Raw genomic sequence first — 11755 nt, forward strand, 5'->3', positions numbered from 1 at the left:
GATCAATTGGCTTCGATCGCGTTCAGACCTTTGAGGATGTCGATGGCATAGGCCATCTGGTAGTCCTCTTCGCGCAGCTTGGCGGCCTCTTCGGCGGCGGCCTGCTCCTTGAGAACCTGCTCCTGCTGATCCTCGGTCAGGCTGTCGTTGCTGAGCGAGCCGCGCAGCCCCGCTTCGGAGCGGCGGGGTGCGGTCGTCTCTTCCTCGGTCTCGGCATCCGGGTCGCGGCGCGGCTGGACCACGACGATGTCGGGGCTGATGCCGAGCGCCTGGATCGACCGGCCCGAGGGCGTGTAATACCGCGCCGTCGTCAGGCGCATCGCGCCATCCCCCTGGACCGGCATGATGGTCTGGACGCTGCCCTTGCCGAACGACTTGGTGCCGACGACCACCGCCCGGCGGTGATCCTGCAAGGCACCCGCCACGATTTCCGAGGCCGAGGCCGAGCCGCCGTTGATCAGCACGACCATCGGCAAGCCGGTCACGATGTCGCCCGACTGCGCATTGAAGCGGTCGCCGCCTTCGGCATTGCGGGTGCGGGTCGACACGATCTCGCCCTGCTCGAGGAAGGCATCCGCAAGATCGACGCCCGCATTCAGCAGGCCACCCGGGTTGTTGCGCAGGTCGAGGACGATACCGTTCACGTTCTCCATGCCGCCCATTTCCTCGACAGTCTTCTCGAAGCCGTCGATGACGTTCGGCATCGTCTGATCGTTGAAGGTGGAGACGCGGATCACGACGCTGTCGCCTTCCTGGCGGACGCGGGCGGCGGTCAGCTTGATGGTGTCGCGGGTGATTGTGATGTCGAGTGGCTCTTCCAGACCCTCCCGCACGATGGTGACGATGATATCGCTGCCGACGGGGCCGCGCATCATGGTCACCGCTTCCTCCAGCGTCAGGCCGAGGATGCTTTCGCCATCGACGGCGGTGATGAAATCGCCCGCCTCGACCCCGGCCTCATAGGCGGGGGTGCCGTCCATCGGCGTGATGACCTTTACGTAGCCCTCTTCCTGCGTGACCTCGATGCCGAGACCGCCGAACTCACCGCGGGTATCGGTCTGCATTTCTTCGAAATCGTTTGGCGGAAGATAGGAGCTGTGCGGGTCGAGCGACGTCAGCATGCCGTTGATAGCCGCTTCGATCAATTCGCCCTCGTCCACTTCCTCCACGTATTGGTTGCGGATGCGCTCGAACACGATCCCGAAGAGGTCGAGCTGTTCGTAGACCGTCGCCTCCTTGGCTTCCTGCGCCAGAAGCGGGCCGGCCACCTGGGTCGTCGCCAGGATACCGGCCAGAACGCCGCATCCGGCGGCCATTGCAAACTTCTTCATCTCGTTCCCCTACTCGGTGGCGAACCATGTCGCCGGATCAATGGGCGTTCCGCCCTGTCTGACTTCGATATAAAGCGTTTCGGCGCGGGATGCGCCACCATCCGTTTCATTATCCTGCGGCAAATCGGCCAAAACCGGCGACCCATCCCCCATCAGGCCCATTTCGGCCCCGCGGTCCACGATCTGCCCTGCCTCAAGATAAACCGTCGAGAGGCCTGCGAACACCAGCAGAAGGTCGGCGCGCGGCTCCAGCACGATCACGTTTTCGTAGTCGAGGAGCGGTCCGGCATAGCGAACGGTCCCCTGCGCGGGCGCCGACACGAGCGCCCCGGGGGGCGTTTCAAGGATCAGGCCCGGGCGCGTGATCCCGGCGGCGTCGCGATCGCCAAAGCCGCGCAGCAGGGTGCCGGGCACCGGCAGGGGCAAGGGGCGCTGCGGATCGGCGGCCTGATCGAGGCGCAGGGCCTCCAGTTGATCGGCAAAGGCGGTCAGGTCATCGACTCGCGCCAGAAGATCGGCGATCCGGCTCATGTCGGCGGCAACGGGCACGGGCAGGTCGGTGCGCTCGGCCATCGCCTCGGAGAGGGCGACGCGGGCGTCCTGCACCAGGGACAAGCCCCCGTCGATGGACGTGGCGGCCGTCTGCTCCAGGGTCTCCAGCGCCTCGATCTCGGCCAGGTCACGGCGCAGGTCGTCGGCCTGGGCCGACAGGGCGGGCGCGACATCCTGCAACATCATCGCGGCCTGCGCGGTGCCGCGCGGACCCGTCGGATGGATCAGCATCAGGGGCGCGGGCATCCGGTCCATCGCCTGCAACGCCCCCAGAAGTTGGGCGATCTGCGCCTCGCGCGCGGCCAGATCCTCGGTCAGGGTGGCCTGCCGCACCGCGGCCTGCCGCAGGCCCGCGCGCAGGGCCGACTGGCCCGCCTCATAGGCTTCGACGACGCCGGTCAATGCCCGCACGCGGGCCGCAGGGTCCTGTGCCTGTTGCAGGGTCTGGGCCGCCCGCGCCAGGTCGACCGCCGCCGACCGCGCCGAGGCCACGGGCGTCTGCGCCAAAGCCGGAAACGCCAGAACGGCCAGCAACAGGGTCGCGCGCCAGATCATCCCAGAAGGGTCTTCCCGGTCATTTCGGGCGGCGTGTCGAGGCCCATCAGCGCAAGCAGGGTCGGCGCGATGTCGCCAAGTTTGCCGTCACGCAGACTCGCCCCGTCGGGCCCGCCATAGAGGATGACCGGAACGGGGTTCAGCGTATGGGCGGTATGCGCCTTGCCCGTGACCGGATCGACCATGGTTTCGCAATTGCCGTGGTCCGCGCAGACGATCATCGCCGCGTCCCGCCCCTCAAGGGCAGCCAGCACGCGCCCCAGACCGGCATCGACGGCCTCGCAGGCCTTCGTCGCCGCCGCCAGATCGCCAGTATGGCCGACCATGTCGGGGTTGGCGTAATTGACCACGATCAGGTCATAGCCCTTTTCGATGGCGGCGACGAACTGGTCCGTCACCTCGACGGACGACATTTCGGGTTGCAGGTCATAGGTCGCGACATCCGGCGATTTGGGCATGAAACGATCCTCGCCCGGCTCCGGTGCCTCGACCCCGCCATTCAGGAAGAACGTCACATGGGGGTATTTCTCGGTCTCGGCCAGATGGAACTGGGTCAGGCCCTTGCCGGAAACCCAGTGTCCCAGGGTGTTCGGGACCGTCTGTTTCGGAAAGACGGTGGCCATATAGGCGTCGTGCGATTTGGAATAGTCGACCATGCCCAGCATCCGCAGCTTGGGGCGGTCCTTCGTCTCGAAACCGTCGAAGTCCGGATCGGCCAGCGCCGCCAGGATTTCGCGGGCCCGGTCGGCGCGGAAGTTCAGGCAGAAGACACCGTCGCCATCCTCCATCCCGTCATAATCGCCCAGAACGGAAGGCTGGATGAACTCGTCGCTTTCGTCGCGCGCGCGGGCGGCGGACAGGGCTTCGGTCGCGCCCTCCGCATGCTCGCCCTCGGCCCAGACCATCGCGGCCCAGGCGCGTTGGACCCGGTCCCACCGGTTGTCGCGGTCCATGGCGAAATAGCGCCCTGTCAGCGTGCCGACCGTGGCCCCGTCGGGCAAACCCTGAAGCACTTGATCGACGAAGCCTTCGGCGGATCGGGGGGGCACGTCGCGTCCGTCGGTTATGGCATGGACGACGACCGGCACGCCCGCCGCTGTCACCGCGTGGCAGGCGGCCAGCAGGTGCTCGATATGGCCATGCACCCCCCCATCAGAGATCACGCCCATCAGATGCGCACGGCCCCCGCTGTCCTTCAGCCCGGCGATCCAGTCGGTCAGGGTCGGTTCATCGCCAAAGGTGCCATCGGCCACCGACTTGTCGATCAGGCCCAGGTCCATCCAGACGACGCGGCCCGCGCCGATGTTCATGTGGCCGACCTCGGAATTGCCCATCTGCCCCTCGGGCAGGCCCACGGCGGGGCCGAAGGTCGTCAGGGTCGCATGGGGGCACGTCGCCATCAGCCAGTCGAAATTCGGCGTGTGCGCGCAGTCGGGGGCCGATTGCTCGGGCCGGTCGCTGATACCCCAACCGTCGAGGATGCACAGGATCACGGGTTTTTTCTGCATGGGGCCTCCGGGGTGGGTCGCAGCCGTTCTAAGCCCGGATCACACCCGATGGTAGGGGGACCCGGCCAGGATCGAGGCGGCGCGGTACAACTGCTCGCTCAGCATGACGCGGACGAGCATGTGCGGCCAGACCATCGACCCGAAACTGATCGCGACATCTGCGCGGGCGCGCAGAGCGGGGTCGATGCCGTCGGCCCCACCGATCACGAAGCTGACGTCCCGCGCCTGATCGCGCCATTGGCCAAGACGATCCGCGAAATCGGGCGACGACATCACCTGCCCGCGTTCGTCCAGAATGGCGATCAGCGCACCGGGGGTCAGGGCCCGCTCGATGGCCTCGGCCTCGGGGGCCATGCCCGCACCCTTGCCCTCGACTTCGGCAAGGTGAAGCGGCGGCAGCCCCAGACCACGACCGGCCTTGGCGAAGCGGTCGAGGTAGTCGTCCACAAGGACCTTTTCCGGCCCCTTGCGCAGCCGACCGACGGCGATCAGCTGCAGCTTCACGTCAGCTTGGGCGGGTCGGTTGGGCGGACGGATCCTGCCACATCTTTTCGAGCTGGTAGAATTCGCGCACCTCGGGACGGAAGATGTGGACGATGACATCCCCCGCATCCAGCAGAACCCAGTCGCCCTGCGCCTTGCCCTCGGCCCGGGCCGTGCGACCCAGAAGGGTCTTCAGCTTTTCGGACAGCTTCTCGGCCAGCGCGGTCACCTGACGGGTCGACCGACCCGAACAGACGACCATGTGATCGGCGATGGTGGACTTGCCGGCCAGGTCGATCTGCACGATCTCCTCGGCCTTTTCGGCATCCAGTGTGGTCAGGATAAGCTCCAGCGTCTCGGCGCTGAGGTTGGTGCCCTTGGGGGCGGTGGCGGCCTCGTGGGCAGCAACAGTATCGGCAGACAGTGTCCGATCCTCCGGAAAAATGGGGCGCCTGTCGGGGCGCAGCATGGCAACAGGGTAACACCGGGGGGCGGCCCCGGCAACAATCACAGGGCGACATGGGCCCTTTGCTGCCGGGGATCAAGGCGCGCCGTCACGTCCGGCAGTCGGGCATCCCCTCCACGTCGATCCCCAGATCCGACAACGGCGCGTCTCGCAGGAGCGGCAATCGTTCGCCATCGGCGGCGAAAGACACGTCCACGGCATAGCGCGCATCCGCCGACGGACCGTCCCCGATCCGACAAGGGGCGAGGAAGATGCTCAGGCTGCCCTCCATCCCCGGACCGGTCTTCCACTCCGCGAGGGCGGCCTGTTGCCCGCGCAGCCGGGCATGATCGCGGGGATCGATTCGATAGCCGCCGTCCTGGGCGATCAGGACATACTCCTGTCGGTTCTCCTCGCCGGTGTCGTCGCGCACGCCGGACAGGATCAGGCGGCTTTCGCCGGGGACGAGGCCGATGCCGTCCGGCAGGACCGGATAGGCCGCCAGCACGGCAGGATCGGCCGTCAGGGGATCGAGAGAGGAGGCGCGCAGCACCGTGGAGGGCACGAGCGAGCCGCACCCCGCAAGGATCAGGGCAAGGGCGGGAAGAAGGGATATTGACTTCATGCTGATTCTCATATTTTTACTGTTTTACATTAAACATTGAATACGAGGGATGAGATGACCGTCAAGAGAGTAATGCAAACGTCCCGCTGGCTTGGCCTGCTGACGACGGTGCTGATCGGCGCTGTTCCCGCCCTGATCCTGTTCGGGTTGGCAACCGGGGCTTTCACGGTCGACGCCCTGATCGCGGGCAATCCGACGTTGAATATCGTGACACCACCGGGCGCGGGCGCCGTGACGGGCTATGTCCTGATCGAGGCGCTTCTGATGGCTGTCGGCATCTACGTGCTCTGGCAGGTGCGCGCCCTGTTCGGGGCCTATGCGGCGGGGGACATCCTGACGCTTGAGAGTGCGCAGACCCTCCAGCGGGCGGGCGGCGGCCTGCTTGCCCTCGCGGGTTGCAACATCGTGGCGACGGCGGTGCAGGGCGTCCTTTTGACCTGGGCCAATCCGCCCGGACAACGACAGCTGGCCGTCGGCATATCGAATACGGAAATCTGGTTCCTGCTGACCGGCGGGTTGCTGATGGTGGTCGGTTGGGCCCTGGTCGAGGCGGCGCGACAGGCCGACGAAAACCGGGGGTTCGTGTGATGGAGATCATCGTACGACTGGATGTCGTCCTGGCCCTGCGCAAACGCACGGGCCGCGACGTCGCCGCGGAAATCGGGATCAGCGAACAGAACCTGAGCCTTCTGAAGTCCGGCAAGGTCAAGGGCATCCGGTTCGAGACGCTGGCGAAGCTCTGCGAGGTCCTCGACTGTCAGCCGGGCGACTTGCTGGAGGCCTCGCCCGCCTCGTCGGGGTGAAACGGGGCGTCGCCCAGCATCCGGACTTCGCGCTGCGGGAAGGGGATCGAAATCCCGTTCTCGCGGAATGCGTCCCACAGGGCGAGGTAGACATTGCCGCGAATGTTGGTCAGCCCGTCGGTCGGATCGTTGATCCAGAACCGCAGGATGTAGTCGACGCTGGAATCCCCGAAGCCCACGATGTGGCAGACCGGCGCCTTGATCGACAGCACCCTCTCGGTCGCCAGCGCCGCCTCGATGGCGACCCGGCGCACCACGTGCGGGTCGTCGGAATAGGCGGTGCCGAAGTAGATATCGAGACGGACCAGCTGGTTCGTATGGGACCAGTTGACCACGAGGCCGGTGATCAGATCCTCGTTCGGAACCAAGTATTCCTTGCCGTCCCGCGTCGTGATCGACACGTAGCGCGCCGTCAGCGAATTGATCCAGCCGAAGGTATCCCCGACCGAAATGACGTCGCCCGGCTTGATCGACTTGTCGAGCAGGATGATGACACCCGACACCAGGTTCGACACGACCTTTTGCAGGCCGAAACCCAGGCCCACACCGATCGCGCCCGACAGCACCGCAAGCCCGGTCAAGTCGAAGCCGACGGCCTTGAGACCCAGAAAGAACGCCCCGGCATAGAGGATGATCTGTAGCAATTTGACCATCAGCACGCGCATCGACGGGCTGATATCCTCGACCTTGGAAATCCGCGCCGTCGTGGTCACCGCCAGGAACCGGGCGACGGCGAAGAAGATCCCGATGGCCACGAGCGCTGTCAGAACGCCCAGGATCGACAGGCGGAATTCGCCGAACTGGATCGCGGCGGCCTCGAGCGCGGCCTTCGTTTCCTCCAGAATACCGAGGTAGAACAGAGTCACATAGCCCCAGAGGCCCCAGGTCACGATCTTGCGCAGGAAGGGGTTCTTGACCAGTCGCGACACGAAGGCCACCACCACCCAGGCGTTGGCAATCGTGGCCGACAGTCCCACCAGATAGCTTCGCGATGGCCAGGTCATCTCGCGCATGGCGATGAAGACGGCCCAGGCGAGCAAGGCAAAGATGATCAGCCCAAGCCGGTTGCGAACGATGACCAGGGCCCGCAGTTGCCACTTCGGCCGTCCCGTCTGACCGCGCATCCAGGCCGTCATGCGGTCGGCGGCCCATCTGCGCAACAACAGCGCGATGACCATGATCGCCAGAACGATCAACACCTGCCACAGCTTCCAACCCGGCTGAAGCAGGTCGCTCGTAAAGCCGGTGACATTGCCCCAGATGCGCAGCAGCTCATCCTTGAGGGGGATTGCTTCGAGGATATCTTCTTCCATGCCTCACCTTCGCGTGCCCAATGGCGCTTGGCAATCGGGTGCGGCCTTTGGTCAGCGGGTCACGTTGATGAAACGGCGCTCCGGAACGGAAAAATAGCGGACTCGGTCACCGCTCTCGACGCGCATCACACCCGGCGCGATATCTTCGGCTTCGTCAAAGTCCGTGTAGATCGGTGGCAGTAACTGCTCTCCGTCGAACGTCCAGAGGCCCTCCTGCCCCTCCACGATCCGCGCCGTGAAGACACCGACGGCGTCATGGGTTCGGAACTGATCATAGGCCCGACCCAAAAGGTCGGTACCATCCGCCCGAACGATCCGCGATCCACCCGTCTCGGTATCCGGGACCTCGAACAGGTCCGGGGCAAAATCCCTGACGAAAGGATAGCGTCGGAACATCGTTTCAGCGGCAAGCGGGAGATTTTCGGGTCCTGCCGGAAATTCCAGACTGGCGAAGCCCTGCTCGAACAGACGCAGAGTCACCGGATCTTCGTGCGACAGTCCGCAGATCATGTCGAGCGCGGCCCCGGGCCTGCGCAGATAGACGAAAAACATCGGTCCCGCGACGCCGACAGACCGATCGGGCCCGTCCGCCAACCAAAGGGCCTCGGGCAGAAGGTCGTTGCCATGGGTCATCGACGCGCTCTGCTCCTCCTCGGTCATTTCTCGGTTTTGCGCAAAGGCACCGGTCTCGACGGCAATGGCGATCGACTGCGTGGAATGGGCGAACGCCGCGAACCGAAAGCCAGCGCTCGCAATGAATTCCGGGTGATAGGTCGATAGGTCGATACCCGCGTCCGGTTCAGGACGGCACAGAACGCCGACACTGGCGAAGGGGAAATCCTCGGCGTTCTTCTTGATGTAGATCGAGCTTTCGGCCTTTGCAAACCCGTGTTTCGACATCAGGGCAGTCGTCTTGAACAGGTCGGACATCTCGGCGACCAGACGCGCGGCGCTGTCGGGATCAAGCGTCAAATCAAGGCCACGCCCTGCCATCCTGCCCCGCATGTCCGCCGGTGCGGTCAGGACCTCCGCGGCATCCATATCCCTCTCGACGATCGACGACGCCGCAGCCCGTACCGTCGCGATATCGTCAACATCGGCGCTCTTCGTCCAGACAAGGTACTCTACCCCGTTCGATCCCGCCCGGAACATCGCGAAATGCGGCTGACCGACCCGGGCGATCACGAATCCGTCGTCCGTATCATGCAGCAGCGCCAGTTGCTCGGGCGGGGCGTCGATGGCCGCCGCCCGCTCCGCCGCCAGGACCTGACCGGCCTCCCCTTCCGGTGTGATGAATACGTTGAGGGTCGCCAGTAGACCGGCCGGATCCTGAAATTCGAGGCGCGGGAAGTCGGGCCAATTGCCCCAGGTCAGATCCACGGGCACCGAAATCCAGTGCCTCCAGCCCGGCAGTCGCAGTTGCCGGGTCGGCCCGCTGAAAGACGGCTCCTGCGCCAAGGCCTGCGTGAGCCTGTCGACCTCCACCTGCCATGCGGCCAATGCGACGCGCTGATCTTCCTGCAGCTTCTGCTGGCCTGCGATCCGGTCGGCCACATCTTCGGTCGTAACGAACGTCACGCTCAGGGCGATATCATCACCAAAGCCTTCGATCGGTGCCAGAAACGTAAAGGCCAACGCATCGGTCGACGGGTCGATGAAAGCAGCACCGGAACCGGGCATCTCTGCCAACTGCACGCGGCCATCGGTCATCGACACCGGAGAGACCATGGTCTGACCTGCAATGTAGAACGTCAGCGTCCCTGCATCGGGGTCGAAAGCGGCATACCCCTCGTCCAGGATCGCCGAAAGCTGGTTCGCGAGATCAATGATTGCATCCGCGAAAAATCCGTGAGTTTCGCCAGTTACGGTCAGATCCGGTCCATCGAGCCCTTCGATCAACTTGAACTCGGACGCCGTCAACAGAACGGGCGTCTTGACCTCGGCCCAAGGCGTTCTCACGGTCTGCAGATAGGCGACAACACCGGCCGCAACCACGGCCACGACAGCCAGGACCCCGACAATCCGCATTTTCATGGCTGAAACCCTTGTCATTCAACGATCTGTTTGCGGGTTTGCCCCCCGCCCCGCAATCATGTTTTCTCGATCCGCATCCAGTGCGAGCGTTTCTTGTGACCGAAGCCCGGACCGGCTATGGGACAGACATGAAACGCGTGCACGACCTGTCCGATCATGCCTTCCTGCCCTGGCGGTTCTTTGGCCGTGCCCATGGTGCGACGGCGCGCGGTTGACGCGCCCGATCCCTCCGTTCGACAGACATCCAGACACATCAGCCAAGGAATCCGACGCGATGACCGGCCAAACGACCAAAGCCCGCACACTCTATGACAAGATCTGGGATGCCCATCTCGCCCATGAGGCCGAGGATGGCACCTGCCTTCTCTATATCGACCGCCACCTTGTCCACGAGGTCACGTCGCCCCAGGCCTTCGAAGGCTTGCGCATGACGAACCGCAAGGTCCGCGCGCCCGACAAGACCATCGCCGTGCCCGACCACAACGTGCCCACCACGCTGGACCGCGCCAATGCCGCGACCATGACCGAGGACAGCCGCATCCAGGTCGAGGCGCTGGACAAGAACGCCAAGGATTTCGGCATCCACTATTACCCCGTGTCCGACGTCCGTCAGGGCATCGTCCACATCGTCGGCCCCGAACAGGGCTGGACCCTGCCTGGCATGACCGTCGTCTGCGGCGACAGCCACACCGCGACCCACGGGGCCTTTGGCGCCCTGGCCCACGGCATCGGCACCTCCGAGGTGGAGCATGTGCTGGCCACCCAAACCCTGATCCAGCGCCGCGCCAAGAACATGAAGGTCGAGATCACGGGCAAGCTGCGCCCCGGGGTCACCGCCAAGGACATCACCCTGTCCGTCATCGGCAAGACCGGCACGGCGGGCGGCACCGGCTATGTCATCGAATACTGCGGCGAGGCGATCCGCGACCTGTCGATGGAAGGTCGGATGACCGTCTGCAACATGGCGATCGAAGGCGGCGCGCGCGCAGGCCTCATCGCGCCGGACGAGAAGACGTTTGAATACTGCATGGGTCGCCCCCACGCCCCCAAGGGCGCCCAGTGGGAAGCCGCGCTGGCCTGGTGGAAGACGCTCTATTCCGATGACGACGCTCATTGGGACAAGGTCGTCACCATCGCGGGCGAGGATATCGCCCCGGTCGTCACCTGGGGCACATCGCCCGAGGATGTGCTGCCGATCACCGCCCGGGTGCCCTCGCCTTCCGATTTCACGGGCGGCAAGGTCGATGCGGCGAAGCGGTCGCTCGATTACATGGGTCTGACTCCGGGGACGCCGCTGTCGGAGGTCGCCATCGATACGGTCTTCATCGGCTCCTGCACCAATGGCCGGATCGAGGATCTGCGCGCCGCCGCCGCCATCCTGAAGGGCAAGAAGATCAAGGACGGCCTGCGCGCCATGGTCGTTCCCGGCTCGGGTCTGGTCCGCGCCCAGGCCGAGGAAGAGGGTCTGGCCGATATCTTCAAGGAGGCCGGGTTCGAATGGCGTCTGGCCGGCTGTTCGATGTGCCTGGCGATGAACCCCGACCAATTGCAGCCGGGCGAGCGCTGTGCCGCCACGTCCAACCGCAACTTCGAGGGGCGTCAGGGTCGGGGCGGACGCACCCACCTCATGTCACCCGCCATGGCCGCCGCCGCCGCCGTCACGGGACGTCTGACCGACGTTCGCGAGATGATGTGAACATGACGGGCAGGCAGGCCAAAACGGCTGTCTGGATCATCTGCAGCGCGGCGGTCACCATGCTCGCCGCGTGCAATGCTTAAAGGCCATCCGGTGATCTGGAACGTTTCGCATTCTCCTTGCCCAAGTTAGAGCGCGATGTCGTCATCGCCTTTCGGCAAGGCCCGACCGCGGTCGACACGGCGCAACGCGCCCAGGCCTCGGCTGGTGTCGTCGATGCGGCTTTCTTCGCGCTTGGCGAAGATATCCGGGCAAGACTGGAGCGAGCAAGTCAGACGGGATCGGAGTTCAGGGCCCGCGATCTGATCCGCGTGTCACAGGCGACCGGATTGACGCTCGCCAGGACCATCGACAAGGAGCATGGCTGCTTTTTGATCGATTGAAGCGCAGCAGTCCCCGGTCGCTGGAAA

General features: G+C 65.0%; 13 protein-coding genes. 5 read left to right on the plus strand and 8 right to left on the minus strand.

The genetic code is table 11. The annotated features are described in order from the left end of the window. Positions 1–2 precede the first annotated feature (2 nt). The 6 genes from BM002_RS15690 to BM002_RS15715 all read right to left on the minus strand — a co-directional run bounded on the left by BM002_RS15690 (position 3) and on the right by BM002_RS15715 (position 5499). Complete coding sequence (locus BM002_RS15690) at positions 3–1331, minus strand: S41 family peptidase (protein ID WP_092783402.1); 1329 nt, start codon at positions 1329–1331, stop codon at positions 3–5. A gap of 9 nt (positions 1332–1340) precedes the next feature. Then, positions 1341–2438 carry a murein hydrolase activator EnvC family protein gene (locus BM002_RS15695; protein ID WP_092783405.1) on the minus strand — a complete coding sequence of 366 codons (1098 nt, stop codon included), beginning with the start codon at positions 2436–2438 and terminating at the stop codon, positions 1341–1343. Continuing rightward, positions 2435–3946: a 2,3-bisphosphoglycerate-independent phosphoglycerate mutase gene (gpmI, locus tag BM002_RS15700; RefSeq protein ID WP_092783409.1), complete on the minus strand. Its 1512-nt coding sequence runs from the start codon at positions 3944–3946 to the stop codon at positions 2435–2437. The genes BM002_RS15695 and gpmI overlap by 4 nt, the downstream gene beginning before the upstream one ends. Before the next feature lie 39 nt (positions 3947–3985). Next, positions 3986–4450: a 23S rRNA (pseudouridine(1915)-N(3))-methyltransferase RlmH gene (rlmH, locus tag BM002_RS15705; RefSeq protein WP_092783412.1), complete on the minus strand. Its 465-nt coding sequence runs from the start codon at positions 4448–4450 to the stop codon at positions 3986–3988. A 1-nt stretch (position 4451) separates the two neighbouring features. Beyond that, positions 4452–4898, minus strand: coding sequence for a ribosome silencing factor (gene rsfS / locus BM002_RS15710; protein ID WP_092783415.1), 447 nt, complete (start codon positions 4896–4898; stop codon positions 4452–4454). 85 nt (positions 4899–4983) lie between these two features. Further along, positions 4984–5499 (minus strand): hypothetical protein, encoded by a 516-nt coding sequence (locus BM002_RS15715; RefSeq protein ID WP_139212399.1) that lies wholly within the window; start codon positions 5497–5499, stop codon positions 4984–4986. Between the two features lie 72 nt (positions 5500–5571). On the opposite strand from BM002_RS15715, the gene BM002_RS15720 reads away from it, so the two are divergent. Next, the gene (locus BM002_RS15720; protein ID WP_092783421.1) at positions 5572–6087 is read left to right on the plus strand and encodes a hypothetical protein; all 516 of its coding nucleotides are present in this window, start codon (positions 5572–5574) and stop codon (positions 6085–6087) included. After that, the gene (locus BM002_RS15725) at positions 6087–6302 is read left to right on the plus strand and encodes a helix-turn-helix domain-containing protein (protein ID WP_092783424.1); all 216 of its coding nucleotides are present in this window, start codon (positions 6087–6089) and stop codon (positions 6300–6302) included. The genes BM002_RS15720 and BM002_RS15725 overlap by 1 nt, the downstream gene beginning before the upstream one ends. On the opposite strand, the gene BM002_RS15730 is transcribed toward BM002_RS15725, so the two are convergent. Both BM002_RS15730 and BM002_RS15735 read right to left on the minus strand, forming a co-directional pair. Beyond that, positions 6257–7615, minus strand: a complete 1359-nt coding sequence (locus BM002_RS15730) for a mechanosensitive ion channel family protein (protein WP_092783427.1) — start codon at positions 7613–7615, stop codon at positions 6257–6259. The two genes, BM002_RS15725 and BM002_RS15730, sit on opposite strands and share 46 nt — an antisense overlap. A gap of 51 nt (positions 7616–7666) precedes the next feature. After that, positions 7667–9649, minus strand: a complete 1983-nt coding sequence (locus BM002_RS15735; RefSeq protein ID WP_092783430.1) for a hypothetical protein — start codon at positions 9647–9649, stop codon at positions 7667–7669. A gap of 80 nt (positions 9650–9729) precedes the next feature. Between BM002_RS15735 and BM002_RS19670 the strand changes: the two genes are divergently transcribed. From BM002_RS19670 to BM002_RS15745, 3 genes are all read left to right on the plus strand, one after another. Next, positions 9730–9864: a hypothetical protein gene (locus BM002_RS19670; protein WP_281243842.1), complete on the plus strand. Its 135-nt coding sequence runs from the start codon at positions 9730–9732 to the stop codon at positions 9862–9864. A 59-nt stretch (positions 9865–9923) separates the two neighbouring features. Next, positions 9924–11345, plus strand: a complete 1422-nt coding sequence (leuC, locus tag BM002_RS15740) for a 3-isopropylmalate dehydratase large subunit (RefSeq protein WP_092783433.1) — start codon at positions 9924–9926, stop codon at positions 11343–11345. A gap of 119 nt (positions 11346–11464) precedes the next feature. Then, the gene (locus tag BM002_RS15745) at positions 11465–11728 is read left to right on the plus strand and encodes a hypothetical protein (RefSeq protein ID WP_092783436.1); all 264 of its coding nucleotides are present in this window, start codon (positions 11465–11467) and stop codon (positions 11726–11728) included. Positions 11729–11755: the final 27 nt, after the last annotated feature.

Origin of the sequence: Jannaschia pohangensis (assembly GCF_900113875.1) — a bacterium.
In the GTDB taxonomy this organism is placed as follows: Bacteria; Pseudomonadota; Alphaproteobacteria; order Rhodobacterales; family Rhodobacteraceae; genus Jannaschia; species Jannaschia pohangensis.